The following is a 21,583-nucleotide window of genomic DNA, read 5'->3' as shown; positions in this document are numbered from 1 at the left end:
ATCAGTTCAGCCGCAACATGTCCGGCCAGGATCGCGACCACGGCGCACGCGGTTGCGCACAGCGCCAGATGGTGACGCCGCGGGTGACACCGGGATACCCCAGCCGCGCGTCGACCTGCCCCGCCGCGGTGACCTCGGCGCAGTGCGCGCGCACGTCGGCCTCGGTGCCGCCCACCCAGAGCACTGTCGTGGCCGTGTCCGGCGGGGTGCCGAAGTAGCCGAAACCACGATTCGGACTGTAGACGGCGGGCAGGCCGTACTCGGCCCGATCGACGTCCAAAGCGCTTGCCTGCCAATAGGAGTCGGCGATCACCACGGCCGACGAACGCTCCGGCTCCGGCAGGGCACGGTAGGCCGCCGCTGCCCCCGCCGCGAGTTCCGACCAGCCGAATCGCCCGTAGATCGCGATCTCCAGGCCCGCCTGAGCCTGCGTGTCGACCGGCTCGACAGCGGACTCCGGACGCAGTGGCAGGGAGAACATCACCAGCGCGACGGACAGCGCGAGCAACGGGACGGTGGCGATCGCGCGCGAGCGACGCCGGTTCCCGGTCCACCGCACAGCCCCGGCCGCGATCAGCACTCCGTAGCAGCCCGCCGCGTAGTACGGACGTCCGTTCGTCGCGATGAAGACCACGACCAGCACTATCGGCAGCAGTGCGAGGAACCGGTAGGGCCGCCAGGACTCCGCCCGCAACAGCGTCCACACTCCGTAGACCAGCAGCAGGCCGCCGATCAGGCCGGCGGCGGCGAGCGCCAGCGGCAGCCAGACGTAGCGACCGCCGATCGTGGCCTGCTCGGCGGCGACCGTCCCACCCAGTCGTAACTGCGGCCACCCGTGCGTCGCCTGCCACACCAGACTGGGCACCATGGTCAGCACGACTACCGCGCCGCCGCACCACAGCGCGGGGCGGCGCAGCAGCTCACGCGGTCCGTAGCTCGCCACCCCGATCACGAGGGCGATCCAGAAGAATGGGATCAGCCACTTGACCTGCATGTCCACCGCGGTGACCAGCGCAGCCGCCACCAGCAGGCCGTCGCGGCGGGTGCGGACCCAGCGGACCACCAGCCAGCTCACCACTACCCACAGGGCCGTGTCGATCGTGTTGGTGGCGAGTTGATCACCTTGTACCAGCAGGAACGGCGAGGTGGCGTAGGCGGCCGCGGCCAGCATCTGCGCCGCGCAGCCGCCCCCGAACTCCCGGGCGATCTGGGCGGTGATCACCACCGCGGCCACGGTGACGAGCACAGCCGGAAGGCGCAACGCCACCAGGGAGCCCGGGGCGAGCAGATCCATCACCCTGGCGATGGCCGGCAACAACGGCCCCTGATCGGCATAGCTGACGGCGAGCCTGCGCCCCGCGGCGACGAAATACAGCTCGTCGCCGAAGAATCCATACCTCCCGATCGAGACCAGCAGCGCCAGCGCACCGAGCGCCGCCACCGCGCCCACTCCGCCGAGGGCGAACGGTGGTCGCGGTTCGCCGGGATCCGTCTGCCGCCGTGCGGGATTCAGCACTTCAGTCATGCTCGCTCACCTTGCGTGTCGCCGTGTCGAACAGCCTGCACAAATGCGCCGCGTAGGCCTCCATCGCGAAATCCGGCTCCCGCACGGCGCGTCCCGCCGCGCCGTCGATGGCGTCGCGGATCGACTTGGCCATCAACAGTGGATCGAACTCGCCGAACTCACCGGTGCGCTGCCCGTCGGTCATGATGCCGACCAGCGGCGCGATGATGTCACGTTCCCCGTCGGCGGAGGCGAATTTCGGTTTGCCCTCCGCGTCGCGCAGATTCGTCACGACCTCCACCAGCGCCGCCACGTAGGTCGTATTCGCTTCGATGAAGCCGAGGTTCGATGTGAGATAGGCCAGCAGGCTCTCGCGCGCGCCGACGGCCGCGCCCACCCGTGGCGCGATGTACTCCGCCGCCGAGACGTACAGCTGGATCACCAGCTGCGTCATCAGGTCGTCCTTGCCCTCGAAGTGGTAGGAGATGACGCCCTTGGAGATGCCCGCGTGCTCGGCGATCCGCGCCAGCGAAGCATTCGCGTACCCGACTTCGGAGATCACCTCCACCGCCGCGGCGATGATCTGCCGCCGCCGCGCCTCTTCGATGAACGACCTCCGTTGACCGCCCGTACTATTTTCTGGCCGCATGGCCAAATATTAGCACGAGCGGTCTACGCCGATTCAGCGCGCGGCGGCCCGAGCCGCGTCGAACGGCGCACGGTCGAAGATGATCCGGACATACGTGATCCGTCCGTCGATCACCTTGTGCCATTCCGCGCCGGGTGCGTTCGGAACCGGAACGGTCACGGTGTCGTACATCAGCAGCGCAGTGCGGTCGTCACCGAATGAGGCGAGCAAGGTCGAGTCGGTGAGGATCCGGCTGAACGGTTCGAGGAAATCGCGGAACGCCGCGGCTCCGGTGATTCGCCCGGCGGGGGCGTCGCAGATGATGTCGTCGGCGACGTAGGTCATGGCGTCGGCGAAATCGTGACCGGTCCAGGCGCGATAGAACGCGAGCGAAGTCCGCAGAGCGATGGGTTCGGACATGGTGTCTCCTTCCGGTGAGCATCGGCGCTTCGCCGTGCTGTAGGTAGTGACACCGAGAACGGGCCCGATGGAACGCCCGACGACGAACTGGCACCATCGACGGCGTGCAGCAGACGACCCTGGAACGGGCATGTGCGGGCGACGAGTCGGCGTTTCGGGTCCTCACCGACCCGTACCGGCGCGAGTTGGAACTGCACTGCTACCGCCTGCTCGGCTCGATGACCGATGCCGAGGACATGGTGCAGGAGACCTTGCTGGCGGCTTGGCGCGGCCTGCCGGGCTTCGAGCAACGGTCGTCGCTGCGCTCGTGGCTGTACCGCATCGCCACCAACCGGTGCCTCAACGCGCTGCGGGACGCCCGCCGCCGGGTGCCGCCCGAGCCGGTGCCCCCGTTCTCGCCGCCCGAACCCACCCGCCGGGACGAACTGCGCTGGTTGCAGCCATATCCCGACAGCAAGCTCGACATCGCCGATCCCGCGCCCGGCCCGGAGGCCCGCTACGCGGCCACCGAAGCGGTCGAGCTGGCCTTCGTCATGGGGTTGCAGCGGCTGCCGCCGCGCCAAGCCGCGACCCTGGTGCTGCGCGACGTCCTCGGCTTCCCCGTCGCCGAGGTGGCCGACCTCCTCGGCGTCACGCCCACCGTGGTCAAGGGACATCTGCAACGCGCACGGGCGTCGCTCGACCGGCATCGGGGCCGAACGTTTCCGCGCCGGGCCGCTCCCGAAGAACGCGCTCTCGCAAGTCGTTTCGCCGCAGCGTACCTCTCGGGCGACGTCGAAGGCGTGATCGCCCTGCTCACCGACGACGCGTGGCTTTCGATGCCGCCCGCGCCACACGAGTACCACGGTCCGGCCGCGATCGCGGAATTCCTGTCCGCTTCCTTCGCCTACAGTGGCGAGCGCCGCGTCCACCTGGTGCCGACCGGAGCCAACGGCCTGCCCGCGTTCGGCGCCTATCTCGACGACGCGGTGCGCCCGGTCGCGACTCCAGCCGGCCTGATCGTGCTCACACCAGCGGGCGACCGCATCGGCAGGATCACCCGTTTCCACCTCGACGCTCTCTACCCGAGGTTCGGCCTGCCCGACCGGTTGCCGGACGGCCCGCCGCCTGCCTGACCGGCACGAGCCGACGGCGACCTGGCTCCTGCACGAACGGCGAAGGGCCGCGCCTCCGGAGAGACGCGGCCCTTCGTGGTCCGGCGGAACCTTACAGGTACTGACCGGTGTTCGACTCGGTGTCGATGGCGCGGCTGGCGCTGGCGTTCTTGCCGGTGACCAGCGTGCGGATGTAGACGATCCGCTCGCCCTTCTTGCCCGAGATGCGCGCCCAGTCATCCGGATTCGTGGTGTTGGGCAAGTCCTCGTTCTCGGAGAACTCGTCCACGATCGAATCGTAGAGATGCTGGATCCGCAGGCCCGGATTGCCGGTGTCGAGCACCGCCTTGATGGCGTACTTCTTGGAGCGGTCCACGATGTTCTGGATCATGGCGCCGGAGTTGAAGTCCTTGAAGTACAGGACCTCTTTGTCACCGTTGGCGTAGGTGACCTCCAGGAAGCGGTTGTCCTCGCTCTCGGCGTACATCCGGTCGACGACCCGTTCGATCATCGCGCGGATGCACAGGCCCTTGTCGCCGCCGAACTCGGCCAGATCGTCGTCGTGCAGCGGCAGCTCCTCGGTGAGGTACTTCGAGAAGATGTCCTGCGCGGACTCCGCGTCCGGCCGCTCGATCTTGATCTTCACGTCCAAGCGGCCCGGCCGCAGGATCGCCGGATCGATCATGTCCTCACGGTTGGAGGCGCCGATCACGATGACGTTCTCCAAGCCCTCGACGCCATCGATCTCCGACAGCAGCTGGGGCACCACCGTGGTCTCCACGTCGGAGGAGACGCCTGAGCCGCGGGTGCGGAAGATCGAATCCATCTCGTCGAAGAACACGATCACCGGCGTGCCCTCGGACGCCTTCTCACGCGCCCGCTGGAAGATGATCCGGATGTGGCGCTCGGTCTCGCCCACGAACTTGTTGAGCAGCTCCGGGCCCTTGATGTTCAGGAAGTACGACTTGGCTTCCTTGGCATCCTCACCGCGCGCCTCGGCGATCTTCTTGGCCAGCGAGTTGGCCACCGCCTTGGCGATCAGCGTCTTACCGCAGCCGGGCGGACCGTAGAGCAGCACGCCCTTCGGCGGGCGCAGCGCGTACTCGCGGAACAGGTCCTTGTGCAGGAAGGGCAGCTCCACCGCGTCGCGGATCTGCTCGATCTGCCTGCCGAGACCGCCGATGTCGCCGTAGTCGACGTCGGGCACCTCTTCCAGCACGAGGTCCTCGACCTCGGCCTTGGGGATGCGCTCGAAGGCGAAACCGGCCTTCGAGTCCACCAGCAGCGAGTCGCCCGGCCGCAGCTTGCGAATGGGGGAATCGGGGTCGTCCAGGTCGTCCATCTCGGCGACCTTCGCCAGCGGGCCTGCCAGCCACACCACGCGCTCCTCGTCGGCATGACCGACGACCAGGGCGCGACGTCCGTCGTCGAGGATCTCCCGGAGGGTGCCGATCTCGCCGACCGCGTCGTAGTGCCCGGCCTCGACGACTGTGAGCGCCTCGTTGAGGCGGACGGTCTGACCGTACTCGAGCGTCGAGGTCTCGATGTTCGGTGAACACGTCAACCGCATCTTGCGACCCGAAGTGAACACGTCGACCGTCTGATCGTCGTACACACCGATCAGGATGCCGTATCCGCTCGGCGGCTGACCCAGCCGATCGACCTCCTCACGGAGCGCCACCAGCTGCTGGCGCGCTTCCTTGAGGGTGTCCATCAGCTTCGTGTTGCGAATGGTCAGCGAATCGATGCGGGCTTCCAATTCCCGTGTGCGATCTGGCGAGTCGGCGAGTTGCCTTCGGAGTGCAGCCGCCTCGGCGCGTACCGCCTCGAGCTCTCTCCAGGCCGCCGAATCCGAATTCTCGATGGGGCTCATGTGCTGCTCCTCCCAGTCCCGGTCTATCAACGCTACCGGGCGCGACCCGTTCTCGCTTTCCGACATGGTTTCGTGGTGATCACATCTGGGCCGCGATCGGCGGCCGGACCACCATGTTAGCCTGCCCTAACCCGACCCTGGCGAGCCCGCCCGCCACCCGAGCCGAAAGGTTGCCGACCATGCTCCTTCCCGCGAGAACCCTGCGTGTATCCCTTGCCACCGCCGCCGCGGCGCTGGCCATCTCCGGCGCACTGGCGGCCTGCGGATCCGACAACGACTCCGCTACGGCGACCTCGGCCACCACCAGCGCCGCCGCCTCGGGTACCCACGATCACGGCGACCATGCGACCGCCGCGCCGACCGCCGAGAGCTTGCAGGCGATGCTCGGCAAGTTCGCCGATTCGAATGTACCCACCGCGGAGAAGTCCAAGCTGATCGTCAACGGTGAGCAGCGCACCGCGAACATCGACCAGATGAACAAGGGCCTGCAGGGCTACACGCTCACCTTCACCGTCGCCGACCTCACCGTCCAGGGCACCACCGCGAACGCGCAGGTGACCATCACCTCCCCGCACGGCGCCGCGCCCGCCGTGCCGCTGAGCTGGGAGAACGTCGACGGCACCTGGAAGCTGTCGGACGCCAGCGGCTGCCTGCTGCTCGGCTTCGCGCAGGCGCCCTGCGTCCCGGCCTGAGCGGGCCGAGCGCCGCGCGCACCCGCCCGGGCCGCGCTCAGCCCTTCGAGGGCCTGCGCTGCGGCTTGGGCGTGACGGTGCCCTCGGCCAGCCTGCGGGCGCTGACCAGGAAAGCGGTGTGACCCTGCATGCGATGTTCGGGCCGCACGGCGAGGCCGACGACATGCCAGGGCCGCACCAGCGACTCCCACGATCGCGGCTCGGTCCAGCACTCCTGCTCGCGCAGCGCTTCGACCACCTTCGACAGCTGCGTGACGGTGGCGACGTAGACGATCAGCACGCCGCCCGGCACCAGCGCCTTGGACACGGCGGGGAGCGCGTCCCACGGCGCGAGCATGTCCAGCACGGCGCGATCCACCGGCTCCCCGGTGTAGTCGGCCACATCGCCGACGGTCAGCGACCAGTTCGCCGGTCGTTCCCCGAAGAACGTCTCCACATTGCGGACCGCATGCTCGGCGTGGTCGGCGCGGATCTCGTAGGACACCACCTGCCCCTGCGGCCCGACCGCCCGCAGCAGCGAGCAGGTCAGCGCGCCGGATCCCGCGCCCGCTTCGAGCACGCGCGCGCCGGGGAACATGTCACCCTCGTGCACGATCTGCGCGGCGTCCTTGGGGTAGATCACCGCGGCGCCGCGCGGCATGGACAGCACGTAGTCGATCAGCAGCGGACGCAGCGCGAGGTACGGCGTGCCGTTGGTGGAGTGCACCACGCTGCCCTCGTCGGCGCCGATCAGGCTGTCGTGCTTGATCCCGCCACGATGAGTGTGGAACTCCTTACCCGGCTCCAAGACCACCGTGTACAGGCGCCCTTTGGCATCGGTCAGCTGCACCCGGTCACCGATGGTGAATGGCCCGGTCCGTCTGGCCGTCATGAATCTCCGTTCCGCTGGTTGGAATCCGTGCTGTCGCGCACCGGCGTGTCGGTGCCGCGGGATAGCCTGCCAGGTATGTGCTCGCCCGTGTCCACGCCCCCTGCCGACGACGCGCGGACCCCGCAGTTCGCTGCCGCCGCGAGCCGCGCCCGGCCCGCGCTGTCGCCTTCCCGGGCAATGGATTTCAAGCAGTGCCCGCTGAAATACCGGTTCCGTGCGATCGATCGGATACCGGAACAGCCGTCCGTGCACGCGGTGCGCGGCACGGTGGTGCACGCGGTGCTCGAGGACCTCTACGGGCTGCCCGCCGCCGAACGGGTGCCCGAGCGCGCCGACGCCCTGGTGCCGTCGGCGTGGGCGCGGGTGCGCGCCGAGCAGCCGGAGGTCGCGGAGCTGATCGCCGGCGAGCGGCTCGACGCGTTCCTCGGCGAGGTGCGCGCGCTGGTGCGCCGCTACTACCGGCTGGAGGATCCCACCCGGTTCGACCCGGAATCACGCGAAGCGCGGGTGGAGGTCGAACTGGACGACGGCGCGCTGCTGCGCGGGTTCGTCGACCGGATCGACGTCGCACCGAGCGGCGCCCTGCGCGTCGTGGACTACAAGACCGGCCGCGTGCCGGGGCTCACGCAAGAGACCACAGCGCTGTTCCAGCTGAAGTTCTACGCCCTGGTGGTCCTGCGCACCCGAGGGCTCGTGCCCGCCCAGTTGCGGTTGCTCTACTTGGCCGACGAGCAGATCCTCACCTACGCCCCCGACGAGCAGGAATTGCTGCGCTTCGAGCGCACGCTCTCGGCCCTGTGGGCGGCGATCCGCGAGGCAGGCCGCACCGGGGACTTCCCGCCGAACACCAGCCGGATGTGCTCCTACTGCGACTACAAGCCGTTGTGCCCGGCGTTCGGCGGCACGCCGCCGCCCTACCCCGGCTGGCCCAGCGGCGACGCGGCCGAAGCCCCGGACGAAACCCTGGCCGAAGCCGTATCGGACTGACGGCTAGTGGCCTCGGGCGGCCACCAGGAAGTCCAAGGACGTGCCGCGCTCGCCCAGCAGGACGATCGTTCCGATCAGAACGGCCACCAGCACCGCGTCGCCCGCGATGATCAGCAGGTTCCGCAATCGCGTCCACGTGGGGCCCCGCTCGGGGACTCCGCGCGCCGCCGCCGGGGCGGTCGCTCGGCTGCCCGGTCTCGTCTCGGTCTTCTCGTCGTCGATGCTCTCCGGCACGCCTGACAGTCTTCCCGATCGGCTTCGGAGTCTTCGAGCCGAACCGCGCATCCGGTCGATGCAACTGCTCGCCGCCGCAGCCGGTATTCGGCCGCGCCCATCAGCGCAACTCAGACGGTGAAGTTGTGGAACAACAGCACCGAAAGTCCCAGGCCGACAGCGAGATTCACCAACGCCGCGGACCCGAACACCACGACCGGTCGCCAGCCCGCTTCCCGTAGGCCGCGCAGCGAGAACTCCAAGCCGATGGAGACGAACGCGAAGATCAGGAACCAGGTGCGCAGATCGTTGACGATCGCGATGTGCGCGGCGCCGGACTTCTTGTCCGCCGTCTGCAGGTACAGCGTGCCGATGATCGAGGCGGCGACGAAGCCGAGCACGAACTTCGGGAATCGCTCCCAGAACTGCCGAGCCGACGGCCGCGCCGCTCCCGGCGTCCGCTCGACGCGCAGCGTGAAGTACGCGGTCAGCGCGATCGCGACGACGCCGATCAGGGCGTTCTGCGTGGTCTTGACGATGGTGGCGATCTGCAGCGCCTTCTCCCCCGCGATCGCGCCGGAGGCCGCGACCGCCGCCGTGGTGTCGATGTTGCCGCCGATCCAGGCGCCCGCGACCGCGTCCGGCAACCCGAGCACCCCCGCCAGCCAGGGCAGCAGGAAGATCGAGGGCAGCGCGAAGACGATCACCAGCGAGGCCGCGTAGGCGATCTGCTCGCGCCGGGCCTGCACCGCGCCCGCCGCGGCGATCGCCGCGCTGACGCCGCAGATCGACACCGCCGAGGACAGCAGCGCGCGCAGTTTGTCGTCCAGCCCCAGGCGCCCGCCCAGCCACCAGGTGAAGCCGAACACGGCCGTGATCAGCAGCAGCGCTTGCAGAATCGACGGGCCCGCCGCGGTGACCAGGATCTTCAGATTGATCGACGCTCCGAGCAGCACCACACCGGTCTTGATGAAGAACTCGGTGCGGAAGCCCGCCGAAAGCCGATCGCGCAGCGCAAGTTTGGTCAGCACCACGTTGCCGATCAAGCCGAGCGCGATGGCGTACACCGGGAACTCGATCGACTTGGCGACCCGCTGGAACGGAGTGTCCACCGACCACCGCGGGACGTGCGTCTCGAAGTACCGGGTGAGGGCGCCGAGCACGAGCACGACGGCGATTCCGGCCGCGATGGCACCGGCCGTCGGACGGGATACCGCTTGCACCGCCTCGGTTTCCGAGGACGGAACATCGGCACGCCCCGCCGCGGGCCTGCTCTCGGTCCGGGCGTCCGGTTCGTTCGCCGCTTCGGCGCCGGTCCCGGCCATCACGGCACCAGCCAATCCGGAATCACGCCGAGCAGGACCAGCGCGATCAGGATCAGCCCGGCGATCGCCGCCAGCCAATCCTCGTTCCATGCGAATGTGCTGCCCGACTGCTCCTCGGGTGATGACTGTGACACGGGGGCTCCTTGCGTTTCCTCATCGAGAGGCCGCACGGTAGCAACACCCGGTCACAGCACACACCGATTGCGCTCAGCGTGAGCGGATCAGGCGGATCGGACGAATCCGGCGTTCAGAATGCGCGGCAGGAGCGAATGTCGGTGGCGAGGATGGCTTTCGCGCCCAGGTCGGCCAGCTTGTCCATCAGCTCGTTGCTCTGCTTGCGCGGCACCAGTGCCCGCACGGCCACCCAGCCGGTGTCGGCCAGCGGCGCGACGGTGGGCGACTCCAGGCCGGGGGTGATGACGAACGCCTCGTCGAGCAGGTCCTTCGGGCAGTCGTAGTCCAGCATGACGTACTGCTGGGCGAAGACCACGCCCTGGACCCGGGCGACGAGCTGGTTACGCGCCCGGTCGCCCTGGTCGGCGTCCTTGCGCTCGACCAGCACCCCCTCGGAATCACACAGCGATGCACCGAAGGCCACCAGATTGTGCTGACGCAGTGTGCGCCCAGAGCCGACGACGTCGGCGATGGCGTCGGCGACGCCGAGCTGGATGGAGATCTCCACCGCGCCGTCGAGACGGATCACCTCGGCCTCGATCCCCCGGCGGCGCAGGTCGTTCAGCACCAGGTTCGGGTAGGAGGTGGCGATCCGCTTGTCGTAGAGGTCCTCGACCTTCCACTCCCGCCCGGCCGGGGCGGCGTAGCGGAAGGTGGAGCGGCCGAACCCGAGGGCGAGGCGTTCCTGCACCGGGGCGCCGGAATCCCACGCCAGATCACGCCCGGTGATGCCGAGATCGAGTTCCCCGGAGCCGACGTAGATCGCGATGTCCTTGGGTCGCAGGAAGAAGAACTCGACCTGGTTGGCCGGGTCGAGAACGGTCAGGTCACGGGAATCGGTGCGCTTGCGATAGCCCGCCTCGGTGAGGATCGAGACGGCGGATTCGGACAGGGCGCCTTTGTTGGGGACTGCGACGCGCAGCATGGGAGGAGTCCTTTCGGGAGGAGATACGGGGGTGTCGGACGGCCGTCACAGATGTCGGTACACGTCCTCGAGCTTCAGCCCGCGGCCCACCATCAGCACTTGCACCCAGTACAGCAGCTGGGAGATCTCCTCGGCGAGCGACTCGTCGCTCTCGTGTTCGGCGGCCAGCCACACCTCACCGGCCTCCTCGAGCACCTTCTTACCCTGGGTATGCACGCCTGCGTCCAGCGCGGCAACGGTTCCGGACCCCTCGGGGCGGTTGACCGCACGATCCTGCAGCTCGGCGAACAGGGATTCGAAGTTCTTCACGATGAGCCATTGTTTCAGACCCGGATGCGAGCCCGTTGCTCCGGCCCACGATGGCCTGGTACAGCGTCCGCCCGGTTCTCCCACACCCGGCCGAGCGCGGGAGAACCGGGCGGAGGGCGCCTAGTTCCCGGCGAGCAACGCCTGCAGATCGGCGACCGCCGTGCGGAGGTGATCGGCGAACGCGTACATCTGATCGGCGACCGGCTTCGGGGTGGCCAGGTAGAGATTCCAGCGGTCCGGAAGCAGCACGTAGGCGATGCCGATACAGCGGGAGCTGGTGGAGCCGAAACCGAAGTAGCGGATGTTGACCGACGGCGCCGAGCTGGTGCTCAGGTAGTCGTCGCGCATGATCGTCCAGCCCGGGCTGTCGTAGAGCGGGATCGGGTCGGTGACGCCCAGTTCCGCGCCGCGCCTGCGCTGGATCCACTGCAGCTCCCACAGGTGCTGCTCGGGCGCGTCCCCGGCCTGGCACTGCTTGGCCCGTTCCACGTGCGCCGCCGCGGCCGTCCGCGCCGCGGCGAGCTTCGCCTCGACGTCGGCGGCCGGGTCCTGCATCGTGTCCACGAAGGCGATCATCTCCGGGGTGACCACCCGCATGGCCTCGGTGCGGCCGTTGCGGTACTGCCTGGTCGCGATGGACTCGTAGGTGGCGCCGGTGAGCCCCTTGCTGCGCCGGTGGGCAAGCTGGTAGCTCAGCTGCGCGAAGGCGTCCGGCGAGATGCCCAGCTGCTTGGCCCTGGCGGTGCCGAAGTCCGGGAACGAGACCGTCTGGGTGGCGTTCGCGGCGGCGTAGCGGGCGAAGTCGGCGGCTGCCGCGGCGATATCGCCGCGCTGCGCCTCGTCCAGCACGAACTCGATCGGCTCGACCGAGGGCAGCCCCTGCGCCTGCGCGCCGGAGCGGGCGGCGTGGGCCGGCACCGTCGTCTCCAGCAGGGTGTCCACGAACGAGAGGATGGTGGTGCCGTCGAGTCCGCAGTGTTCGACGTTGATGCCCGCCTGCCCGTCACCGAACACGATGAACGAGACGGACTTGTCGAACCACCGGTTGGCGCTGTCGCCGTGCAGCAGCTCGTCGCAGGCGTGCTGCTCGTCGCGCGGAGCGAAGTCCTCGAGACAGACGGCGAACAGCGCGGTCTCGATGGCGTCCAGCGCCGCGGCGTTCGCCGGCTCGGCCAGCAGGCGCTGCCTGCTCTCCGCCCATTCCGCACGGGCCTTGGTGGTGAGGTGCCCCACCGCGGTGTCGGTGCGGGCCGGGCGTGCGCCCGCCTTGAGCACCGCGCGCAAACCGTCGGCGAGATCCTCCGGCGAATACGGCGCTCCGTCCGGGCCGATGACGTCCATCCGGAACGGGCTGCCGTGGAAGAACACCACGATGTGCCGGGCCTGGGAGGGGCCCGGCCACTCCGCGCTGTAGGGGACCCGCACCGTGTCCTGCTCCACGCCGGGGATCCTGGTCTCGGAGAACAGGTACTTGTTCTGCCACATGGACAGCTGCTGTCCCCGCTGGGTCACCGGCGGGATGGCCTCCTGGTCCAGCGCCAGCTTGTAGTCGACGGCCGCGGAGATGATGCCCGCGGCGCGGTCCACCTGGGTGGCGGCGGTGGAGGCGGCCAGCGGCGTGTCGTCCCGGAACAGGAAGAAGAAGTTCGCGTTCAGCGCGATCCGATCCCGCCTGCCCAGGTAGCGCGACGGCCAGAACAGGTCCAGCCAGCTGCCGACGCCGGGCGTCGCGTCGTACTCCGCGAGCGCCGCGTGCAGCGTGCGCCCCGGCCCGCCGGGCCGCAACAGGTCCTCGACCGCCGCCCGGGTGGCGGTGAGTTCGTCGGCGGTCAGCAGCGGCTCGCACCACTGCAGGAATCGGCCACAGCTGTCCTCCAGCGTCGGCAGGGGCACCCGGGGAAGGTGGTCGTCGGCGGCGAAGGTGCGTTCGGTCAATGCGAGTCCTCGGTGTCGGCGTGATGTTTCGGCAGCGGCCTGGACACATACAGGGTCGCATACAGCCATCCCTGGTCTTCCCGGCCGGTCGTGTCGATTCCCTTGGCGGACAGGGTGTTCAGTACCTGCGCCTGTTCGGCCGCGGAGGCGAACCTGCGTTGCTCGTACAACCCCGGCGCCTGCTCGGTCCGGTAGCCGAGCGCGGCGAGTTCCGCCTCGATCGGCGCGAAGTCGAACATGCGCAGTACGAAGTGTGCCATCCACGGCCGCCTGCGCGGGTGCGCCGTGGCCACGCGCGTCAAGGTCTTCTCGGTGACGTAGCCGACGCAGCCGGTGGAGACGACGAGATCGGCGGTCGCCAGCAGGGCGCGCTGCTCATCGGTCGGTTCGCCGGACTCCAGATCGGCGTGCACCACATCGTGCAGGAGCCCGGCTTCCCGCGCGTAGTCGAGGGCGGGGCGGGAGGCGTCCATACCGAGGAAGCGGACGTCGTCGGCCGCGGTCTCCGCCGCGACCCGGGCTCGGTCGCGCCGGATCAGGCCGGCCCGATCGATGTCGGCGACGGTGTAATGCTCGGCCAGCTCGCCGATCGTGGTGTCGAAACGCAACAGCGCGGCGTTCACGCCGTAGGAGCAGCCGATGTCGAGCACTGTCGGCGCGGTGACCCGCGCGGAGGCGCGGAATTCCCGAATCTGCTGCTGGAAGAACGGTTTCGCCAGTTCCGGAATGCGGTAGTCCAGTTCGGACATGCGCGTGTAGTACGCGCGCGGATCGGGGCGGTCGTAGATGTCGTCGAAAGACGCTTTCCCGGTCGTGTGTAACGGCACTGGCACTGTCGGTCCTCTCGGGTCGAGCTCGGTCAGTCGAGCCGTTCGGCTCAGTCGAGCAGTCGATCGCCCCGGACGGCGTCGGCCGCGGCGGCTAGATGGTCGGGGAGCACGCGGCCGAACAATTGCCGGGTGCGCTCCACCGTGCCGACCATTCCGGGACGATCGGTGTAGGCGAAAATGGCCGAATGGCGCTGGCGTGCACCGCTGACGGGTGAGACGCGGTGCAACGAGAAGCGACCCTGGAACAGCTGCAGGTCGCCCGGACGCAGTTCGAGCCGCTGGACGAAACGCTCGCCGGTACCGGTGAGCACGGCGCGGACGTCGTCGAGGTGTTCCGCCTCGGGTGTGCGGATGTTGGGGCAGTACTCGAAGACGCCACCGTCCTCGGCGGGCTGGGTCAGCATCGAGACGGTGAATTCGTTGGTGTCGAAATGCCAGGGATGCGACATACCCGGCGCGACGACGTTGAGGCACAGTCCGGCGAGGGGATCGGCGAACTCGTGCAATTCGGCCAAACCGAAGCAGTCGGCGACGAACCGCTGGAACAACTCGTCGGTGTAGAGGCGGTGGATCAGCGCGTCGGCGGGGATGCGGTCGCGGGGCACGAAGGCGTTGCCGCGCTCCAGCACGATCCGGCCCGGATGGTCTTCCGGCAGGTCGGCGTCCAGGGGGATGTTGTAGGCGTTGACCTGCTCGACCTCGTAATGCGCGTGCGGGGCCATCCGCTCCCCCTGCGCCCGCAGGGTGTCGGTCAGCTCGGGTCGGATGAAACCACGCAGCACCGTGCAGCCGGTGTCGGCCAGTTCCGCGCGGGCGCGCCGCACCGCTTCGCGCAGCGCGGAGCTTCCCGGATCCGCCAGGGGATACCGTGCGGTATCTATGATCTCGTCGAGGACGCCCAACGCTGCCATGGCGTCATTTTGGTGGAGCGCTCGCCGACACGCCCGGGATTCGGCGAGATTGCCGGTGATCACGGTCACACCTACCATCTGCGCGCACTCCCGTTGCGGCACAGTAACTCTCGTCCCGCAGAGCGCGGCGGCCGCACGTGCCGCACTCGCCCGAACCGCTCAATCGCGTAGGCGCAGAGCCTGTTCCAGATCCGCGACGGTCAGCCCGAGGAGTGAATCGCGGAACAACCGTCCCGGCGCGTCCGGCACGGGAATCTCGCACGGGACGACCACCAGCGCGCAACCCGCCGCCTGCGCCGCGCGGGCGCCGGTGGGCGAGTCCTCCACCGCGACACACTGTTCCGGAGCGAGCCCGAACAACTCGGCGGCGCGCAGATAGACATCCGGCTCCGGCTTGCCGTGCGCCACCTCGTCGCCGCAGACCGAGACGTCGAAGAAGTCGCGCCCCAGCGTGTCGAGACCGAACTCCGTGAGCGACCGCTTGGTATTGGTGACGAGCGCGCTGGACAGACCCGCGGCGCGGACCATGGCCAGCGCGTCCTTCGCGCCCGGCCGCCACGGGATGGGGCCGGTCATCAATTCGGTCACCCGCCGTTCCAGGAACTCCCCCGCCGCCCGCAGCGAGCCGGGCGTCGGCTCGATGCCCAGGCCGGTGAACATGATGCGCAGGGCGTTCGGGCCCGATGCCCCGATCAGCGCGTGCCGGACCGCGTCGGTCATCTCGTGACCGTGTTCGCGCGCCAGCTCCCGCACCGCCACGTCCCAGAGTTTCTCCGAGTCGAGCAGCGTGCCGTCCATGTCCCAGAGCACTCCAGCCAGTCGCGCTGTCACGTTTCGGTCCTTCTCCTAGATCTCGTCCATGTCCTGGGCACTGCGCGGCGACCGCGATCACCGGCCGAGACGGTCGCACGAACCGTATCGCCGGACGAAGCAGGTCCGTGGCCCCCGCCCAGCCGAGGCAGCCGGATCGAACAGCGCACCCCGGCGCGGGGCCGGGCGGTCGACCACAGTGTCGTGCGGCCGAGGCTGCATCCGAACCGCATCGCAGGGGATCACGGCAGAAGCGAACAGCGCCTAAGTGCCCGACGCCGCTATCTGCAGCTTGGCGCTGTCGCCGACGACCTCGATCCAGCGGTTCTCGGACGTCGTCGTTCCGTTCTTCAAGGTATAGGTGAGCGCGACCACCGCCCGATTCCCGCCGTTCTGCGTGACCGAGCCCACGCTCACCGCACGGATGGTGCCCCAGAACTTCACGTAGGAGTCGTAGCCGGTCTGCGCCTGGTAACCGGGCGCCAACTGCGTCCATGCGCCGGACACGTTGGTGGGCAGCATTCCGTAGTAGCCCTGGATGAACGAGGCGATCCGATCGGACGTGGGTGGCCCGGACGGAGTGGTCGTCGCGGTGGTGGCCGGCCCGGTGGTGGTCGGGACCGGGCTCGACGTGGTGGGCTGCGGTGTGGTGCTTGGCGGCGGCGGGGTGGTGCTCGGTGCGGGGTTCGTCGTTTGCGCCGGAGGAGTGGTTCCCGGGACGGGCGGGGGCGTCGGGGCACCCGCCGACGTGGGCGCGGGCCCCGGCACGGGCCCGGACGTGGGTGCGGGCGATGCGGCGGCGGAGGTTTGCGCCGGGGCTCGGCCTGGAGCTTGCGCCGGGGCCTGCCGCGACTCGGTTCCGGCCGGGTCGGCCGGTGCGTTCTCGGGCGCCACAGCGGCCGGAGGCACCGCCGACGAGGTCGGCGCGGCTCCGCCCTCGCCGTCCGCTCCGGCCAGCATCGCGATGACACCGATCAGGATCAGCACCCCGACCACCGCGGCGACTTCCACGGCGATCAACCGGCCTCGCTGCGGGCCACGCAGAACGCCCGGCAACGTCGCAGCCATCCCGGCCCGCCTCGGCGCCGAGGGTGGCGTAACCGGTCGCGGCGCGAGTGGACCCGGCTCCGCGGCGGGTACGACCGTGGTGACTCCGGTATCGCCGGACTGCTCCGGCGACACTGCGGCGGGGTGGTTCGGCAGCACGGTGGTCGCGGCGGCAGCCGTGGCGGGCGCGGGAATCACCTTGGTCACCGCCGCGGGCAACTGTGGATCCAGGCCCGCCGCAACGGCTTCGAGGAGCGTTTTCGCCTCCCGCATGGTCGGGCGGTCGGCGACGGCGGGAGCGAGCAGGTACATCAGCACCGGCCCCAGCGAGCCCGCGGACTCGGGCGGCGGGATCTCGGCCCGCGCGACCGCGTGCAGCAGGGCGAGCGGGTTGTCGCCCTCGCCGAACGGCGGGGTGCCCTGCACCGCCGCGTACAGCGTCGAACCGAGGGCGAAGACGTCGGAAGCCGGTTCCGGATCCTCGCCACGAGCCACCTCCGGCGACAGATAGGCCGGCGTCCCGGCGAGGAATCCGGTGGCCGTGACCGTCACGTCGCCGACCGCGCGGGAGATGCCGAAGTCGGTGATCTTGACCGTGCCGTCGTCGGCGACCAGCAGGTTCGCCGGCTTCACGTCCCGGTGCATGATCCCCGCGTCGTGTGCGGCCGCCAGGGCGCTCGCCGCCTGCGCGCCGATCCGGGCGACCTCGAGCGGCGGCAACGTGCGATCGCCCGACAGTTTGGCCGCCAGGCTCGGCGCGTCCAGGTACTCCATGACCAGCCAGGGCTGGCCGTCCTCCTCCGCCACGTCGAACACGGTGATGGCGTTCGGATGGTGCAGGCGCGCGGCGATCCGCCCCTCCCGCATGGCACGCCGTTTCGCCTCCAGCGCCGCTGACCCGGTCAGTCCGGGACCCAGGAGCACCTGTTTGACCGCGACGGTGCGCTGCAACCGCTCGTCGGTCGCCCGCCAGACCACACCCATGGCGCCGGTGCCGATCGGATCCGTGAGCCGATACCGTCCCGCGATCAGTCGATCCGCCGTCATGGTGGTGTGCCTCTCCTACTTGCGCGCCTAGCCGTTTCGCACTCCACGCGCAAGCCCGGAAAGACTCCGAAGGCGTACGCGCCGAGGTGCTTCGCACCACTGAGCAGGGACGCGAACGCATCCGCCGACTGCCCCGGATGCAGTTACAACGCCTTCGACAATGGCACATCTACCCGACAGACATCCACCTCCCGGCACGGGGATGGACGATCGCCCAGGTAAACCGCGCGCGCCCGCCCCTGTGACGCGCCGACGAACGCTCCGGTGCCCGCGCGACACGACATCAGGGCAGGTAGCAAAGGCCCTTGGCACGACAGCATTTCGCTATGGCTCGCAGGCCACACAGCGATCGCCGACCGGCCCCGACGCCGCGCCACATCCGCGCACGGCTACGCGTTGAAGTACTTCGCCTCCGGATGCACCAGGACGAAGGCATCCGTCGACTGTTCCGGATGCAGCTGCAACTCTTCGGACAGCGCGACGCCGATGCGGTCGGCCTCGAGCAGATCGACCAGCTTGGCGCGGTCCTCCAGCTCCGGGCAGGCGCCGTAACCGAAGGAGTAGCGTGCGCCGCGATAGCCGAGCTTGAAGTAGTCCACCACGTCCGCCGGGTCGGAGTCGGCGACCGCGTGGCCGTCGAGGACGAGTTCCTCGCGGATGCGGCGGTGCCAGTACTCGGCCAGCGCCTCGGTGAGCTGGACGCCGATGCCGTGCACCTCGAGGTAGTCGCGGTAACTGTCGCCCGCGAACAGCTCGTTGGCGAAATCGGCGATCGGCTGCCCCATGGTGACCAGCTGGAACGGCAAAACGTCGACCTGGCCGGTCGTTCGGGCGTACGCCCGCGAGCGGATGAAGTCGGCGATGCACAGGAACCGGTCGCGCTGCTGACGCGGGAAGGTGAACCGGTACCGTTCCGGCGCATCGGGTTCCGGCTCGGTGAGCACGATGACATCGTCGCCTTCGGACACTGCGGGAAAGTAGCCGTACACGACCGCGGCGTGTTGCAGGACGCCTTCCGTGCTCAGCCGGTCCAGCCAGGCGCGCAGGCGCGGCCTGCCCTCGGTCTCCACCAGTTCCTCGTAGCTGGGGCCGTCACCACCGCGCTGCCCACGCAGGCCCCACTGCCCCAGGAACAGGGCCCGCTCATCGAGCAGACCCGAGTATTCGTGCAGGGCCAGACCTTTCACCACGCGCGTGCCCCAGAACGGCGGCACCGGCACCGGCAGCTCGGCCGCGACGTCGGAGCGTTCGGGCACCACGACGGGGACCTCGGCCGCGCGGCGCTCCGCGGCGATCCGCTTGGAGCGCTCGTGACGCGCTCGGCGCTCGGCGGCCCTTTCCCGCTCGGCGACGGCCTCCGGGCTGTCCGGGTCGAGTTCGCCGCCGCGCTTGCGGGTCATGATGTCGCCCATCAGCCGCAGGCCCTCGAACGCGTCGCGCGCGTAGTGCACGTCGCCCGCGTACACCGCGGTGAGATCGTTCTCCACGTACGAGCGGGTGAGCGCCGCGCCGCCGAGCAGCACGGGGAACTGCTCGGCCACGCCCTTGGCGTTGAGTTCCTCGAGGTTCTCCTTCATCACCACGGTCGACTTCACCAGCAGACCGGACATGCCGATGACGTCGGCCTTCTTGTCCACCGCCGCGTCGAGGATGGCCGAGATCGGCTGCTTGATTCCGAGGTTGACCACCTCGTAACCGTTGTTGGACAGGATGATGTCGACCAGGTTCTTGCCGATGTCGTGCACGTCGCCCTTGACGGTGGCCAGCACGATGCGCCCCTTGCCGCTGTCGTCGGTGGCCTCCATATGCGGCTCGAGGTACGCGACGGCGGCCTTCATCACCTCGGCCGACTGCAACACGAACGGCAGCTGCATCTGGCCGGAGCCGAACAGCTCGCCGACCGTCTTCATCCCCGACAACAGGGTCTCGTTGATGATCCGCAGCGGCGGCACCTCGGTCATGGCCGCGTCCAGATCGGCCTCCATCCCCGCCCGTTCACCGTCGACAATGCGCCGCTCCAACCGCTCGAACAGCGGCAGCGCGGCCAGTTCCTCCGCACGCGACGCCTTCGACGAGGACGTGGACACGCCTTCGAACAGGGCCATCAGCTTCTGCAGCGGGTCGTACCCCTCTGCTCGGCGGTCGTACACCAGATCCAGCGCGGCCTCGCGCTGCTCGTCGGGAATCCGGCTGATCGGGAGGATCTTGGAGGCGTGCACGATCGCGGAATCCAGCCCGGCCTCGACGCACTCGTGCATGAAGACCGAGTTGAGCACCTGTCGGGCCGCCGGATTGAGGCCGAAGGAGATATTGGACAGGCCCAGCGTCGTCTGCACGCGGGGATGGCGGCGCTTGAGTTCACGGATGGCCTCGATGGTCTCCAGCCCGTCGCGGCGCGACTCCTCCTGGCCGGTGCCGAGGGTGAAGGTGAGCGTGTCGATGATGATGTCGCTTTCCGACAGCCCCCAGTTGCCGGTGATGTCGGCGATCAGCCGCTCGGCGATCTCGACCTTCTTCGCCGCGGTGCGGGCCTGGCCCTCCTCGTCGATGGTCAGCGCGACCACCGCGGCGCCGTGCTCGGCGACCAGCCGCATGGTCTGCTGGAAACGCGAATCGGGACCGTCGCCGTCCTCGTAGTTCACCGAATTGACCGCACAGCGACCGCCGAGGTGTTCCAACCCGGCCTGCAGTACCGGGGCCTCGGTGGAATCGAGCATGATCGGCAGCGTCGAGGCGGTGGCCAGTCGACCGGCCAGCTCGGCCATATCGCGCGCGCCGTCCCGGCCGACGTAGTCGACACACAGATCGAGCATGTGCGCCCCGTCGCGAGTCTGGTCCTTGGCGATGTCCAGGCACTTCTGCCAGTCCCCGGCGAGCATGGCCTCGCGGAACGCTTTGGAACCGTTCGCGTTCGTCCGCTCGCCGATCATCAGGACCGAGGCGTCCTGCTCGAACGGCACCGCGGTGTACATGCTGGACACACTCGGCTCGTGTACCGGCGCGCGACGCTCGGCGATCGGCGGGAGGGTGCGCTCCACTTCACGCACCGCGGCGGTGACCTGGCGGATGTGCTCGGGCGTGGTCCCGCAGCAACCGCCTACCAAGGCCAGCCCGAACTCGGTGACGAACCCGCGCAGCGCTACCGCCAACTCCTCGGGCGACAGCGGGTACACCGCCCCGTCCGCGCCCAGCACCGGCAGCCCGGCGTTCGGCATCACCGAGACCGGCACCTGCGCGTGCCTGGACAGGTGGCGCAGGTGCTCGCTCATCTCGGCCGGGCCGGTCGCGCAGTTCAGCCCGATCATGTCGATGCCAAGCGGCTCCAGCGCGGTGAGCGCCGCGCCGATCTCGCTGCCGACCAGCATCGTGCCGGTGGTCTCCACCGTGACGTGCGTGATGACGGGGATTCGACGCCCCAGTTTCGCCATCGCGCGCCTGCTGCCGGTCACGGCCGCTTTCACCTGCAGCAGATCCTGGCAGGTCTCGATGAGGATCGCGTCGGCGCCGCCGTCGAGCATGCCGAGAGCGGCCTCGGTGTAGGCGTCGCGCAGCGCGGCGAACGGGGCGTGCCCCAGCGTGGGCAATTTGGTGCCGGGCCCCATCGAACCGAGCACGTAGCGTGGCGTACCGTCCGACGAGGGACCCATCTCGTCGGCGACCTCGCGTGCCAGGCGGGTGCCCCGCTCGGAGAGATCACGGATCCGGTCGCCGAGGTCGTAGTCGGCGAGGTTGGACAGATTGCAGCCGAAGGTGTTGGTCTCGACCGCGTCGGCGCCCGCCTCGAAATAGGCCCGGTGGATGCCGCGCAGGACATCGGGGCGGGTCTCGTTGAGGATCTCGTTACAGCCCTCCAGCCCGCGGAAATCGTCCAGGGTCAGGTCGGTGGCTTGCAGCATGGTGGCCATCGCACCGTCGCCGATGACGACACGGCGGCGCAGCGTGTCGAGTAGCGTGGTGTCGAACTCGGCGGGGACGGACGCAGACATGC

Annotated in this window: 19 protein-coding genes; 3 read left to right on the top strand and 16 right to left on the bottom strand. The window is 69.3% G+C overall.

The annotated features are described in order from the left end of the window. Position 1 precedes the first annotated feature (1 nt). Genes QMG86_RS11245 through QMG86_RS11235 form a run of 3 tightly spaced genes read right to left on the bottom strand, consistent with a single transcriptional unit; the run spans position 2 to position 2,552 of the window. On the bottom strand, positions 2–1,525 hold the full coding sequence (locus tag QMG86_RS11245; protein WP_281879361.1) for a glycosyltransferase family 39 protein: 1,524 nt from the start codon (positions 1,523–1,525) through the stop codon (positions 2–4). Next, complete coding sequence (locus tag QMG86_RS11240) at positions 1,518–2,153, bottom strand: TetR/AcrR family transcriptional regulator (protein ID WP_281879360.1); 636 nt, start codon at positions 2,151–2,153, stop codon at positions 1,518–1,520. Before QMG86_RS11240 ends, QMG86_RS11245 begins: the two co-directional genes overlap by 8 nt. A 33-nt stretch (positions 2,154–2,186) precedes the next feature. Continuing rightward, positions 2,187–2,552 carry a nuclear transport factor 2 family protein gene (locus QMG86_RS11235; RefSeq protein WP_281879359.1) on the bottom strand — a complete coding sequence of 122 codons (366 nt, stop codon included), beginning with the start codon at positions 2,550–2,552 and terminating at the stop codon, positions 2,187–2,189. 104 nt (positions 2,553–2,656) lie between these two features. Here QMG86_RS11235 and QMG86_RS11230 point away from each other — a divergent pair, with 104 nt between their 5' ends. Beyond that, positions 2,657–3,667, top strand: coding sequence for an RNA polymerase subunit sigma-70 (locus tag QMG86_RS11230; RefSeq protein WP_281879358.1), 1,011 nt, complete (start codon positions 2,657–2,659; stop codon positions 3,665–3,667). 91 nt (positions 3,668–3,758) lie between these two features. On the opposite strand, the gene arc is transcribed toward QMG86_RS11230, so the two are convergent. Beyond that, positions 3,759–5,519 carry a proteasome ATPase gene (gene arc / locus QMG86_RS11225; RefSeq protein WP_281879356.1) on the bottom strand — a complete coding sequence of 587 codons (1,761 nt, stop codon included), beginning with the start codon at positions 5,517–5,519 and terminating at the stop codon, positions 3,759–3,761. A gap of 179 nt (positions 5,520–5,698) precedes the next feature. Here arc and QMG86_RS11220 point away from each other — a divergent pair, with 179 nt between their 5' ends. Then, entirely contained in the window at positions 5,699–6,211 is a 513-nt protein-coding gene (locus tag QMG86_RS11220) for a WKL family lipoprotein (RefSeq protein ID WP_281879355.1), read from the top strand. A 37-nt stretch (positions 6,212–6,248) separates the two neighbouring features. Here QMG86_RS11220 and QMG86_RS11215 read toward each other — a convergent pair whose 3' ends face one another. Then, positions 6,249–7,082 (bottom strand): tRNA (adenine-N1)-methyltransferase, encoded by an 834-nt coding sequence (locus QMG86_RS11215; RefSeq protein WP_281879354.1) that lies wholly within the window; start codon positions 7,080–7,082, stop codon positions 6,249–6,251. Positions 7,083–7,157: 75 nt separating this feature from the next. Here QMG86_RS11215 and QMG86_RS11210 point away from each other — a divergent pair, with 75 nt between their 5' ends. Next, positions 7,158–8,069 carry a RecB family exonuclease gene (locus QMG86_RS11210; RefSeq protein WP_281879353.1) on the top strand — a complete coding sequence of 304 codons (912 nt, stop codon included), beginning with the start codon at positions 7,158–7,160 and terminating at the stop codon, positions 8,067–8,069. A gap of 3 nt (positions 8,070–8,072) precedes the next feature. On the opposite strand, the gene QMG86_RS11205 is transcribed toward QMG86_RS11210, so the two are convergent. The 11 genes from QMG86_RS11205 to metH form a co-directional block, all read right to left on the bottom strand. Continuing rightward, positions 8,073–8,303 (bottom strand): hypothetical protein, encoded by a 231-nt coding sequence (locus QMG86_RS11205; protein ID WP_281879352.1) that lies wholly within the window; start codon positions 8,301–8,303, stop codon positions 8,073–8,075. A gap of 110 nt (positions 8,304–8,413) precedes the next feature. Then, on the bottom strand, positions 8,414–9,607 hold the full coding sequence (locus QMG86_RS11200; RefSeq protein WP_281879351.1) for a YeiH family protein: 1,194 nt from the start codon (positions 9,605–9,607) through the stop codon (positions 8,414–8,416). After that, complete coding sequence (locus QMG86_RS11195; RefSeq protein WP_281879350.1) at positions 9,607–9,741, bottom strand: hypothetical protein; 135 nt, start codon at positions 9,739–9,741, stop codon at positions 9,607–9,609. The genes QMG86_RS11200 and QMG86_RS11195 overlap by 1 nt, the downstream gene beginning before the upstream one ends. A gap of 113 nt (positions 9,742–9,854) precedes the next feature. Further along, positions 9,855–10,706 carry an ATP phosphoribosyltransferase gene (gene hisG, locus QMG86_RS11190; RefSeq protein WP_281879349.1) on the bottom strand — a complete coding sequence of 284 codons (852 nt, stop codon included), beginning with the start codon at positions 10,704–10,706 and terminating at the stop codon, positions 9,855–9,857. Positions 10,707–10,751: 45 nt separating this feature from the next. Next, a complete protein-coding gene (locus tag QMG86_RS11185) occupies positions 10,752–11,033 on the bottom strand; it encodes a phosphoribosyl-ATP diphosphatase (RefSeq protein ID WP_174315390.1) in 282 nt (93 codons plus the stop codon). Between the two features lie 102 nt (positions 11,034–11,135). Continuing rightward, the gene (locus QMG86_RS11180) at positions 11,136–12,950 is read right to left on the bottom strand and encodes a choline/carnitine O-acyltransferase (protein WP_281879348.1); all 1,815 of its coding nucleotides are present in this window, start codon (positions 12,948–12,950) and stop codon (positions 11,136–11,138) included. Next, the gene (locus QMG86_RS11175; RefSeq protein ID WP_281879347.1) at positions 12,947–13,783 is read right to left on the bottom strand and encodes a class I SAM-dependent methyltransferase; all 837 of its coding nucleotides are present in this window, start codon (positions 13,781–13,783) and stop codon (positions 12,947–12,949) included. The genes QMG86_RS11180 and QMG86_RS11175 overlap by 4 nt, the downstream gene beginning before the upstream one ends. A gap of 44 nt (positions 13,784–13,827) precedes the next feature. Further along, positions 13,828–14,691 (bottom strand): HalD/BesD family halogenase, encoded by an 864-nt coding sequence (locus QMG86_RS11170; protein ID WP_281879346.1) that lies wholly within the window; start codon positions 14,689–14,691, stop codon positions 13,828–13,830. Positions 14,692–14,850: 159 nt separating this feature from the next. Continuing rightward, positions 14,851–15,489: an HAD family hydrolase gene (locus QMG86_RS11165; RefSeq protein ID WP_281880909.1), complete on the bottom strand. Its 639-nt coding sequence runs from the start codon at positions 15,487–15,489 to the stop codon at positions 14,851–14,853. A 276-nt stretch (positions 15,490–15,765) separates the two neighbouring features. Next, on the bottom strand, positions 15,766–17,595 hold the full coding sequence (locus QMG86_RS11160) for a serine/threonine-protein kinase (RefSeq protein WP_281879344.1): 1,830 nt from the start codon (positions 17,593–17,595) through the stop codon (positions 15,766–15,768). 389 nt (positions 17,596–17,984) lie between these two features. After that, positions 17,985–21,581, bottom strand: coding sequence for a methionine synthase (gene metH, locus QMG86_RS11155; protein WP_281879343.1), 3,597 nt, complete (start codon positions 21,579–21,581; stop codon positions 17,985–17,987). Positions 21,582–21,583 lie beyond the last annotated feature (2 nt).

This window comes from Nocardia sputorum (assembly GCF_027924405.1).
Classification (GTDB): Bacteria; Actinomycetota; Actinomycetes; order Mycobacteriales; family Mycobacteriaceae; genus Nocardia; species Nocardia sputorum.
This window is presented reverse-complemented; position numbering and strand designations above follow the sequence as displayed.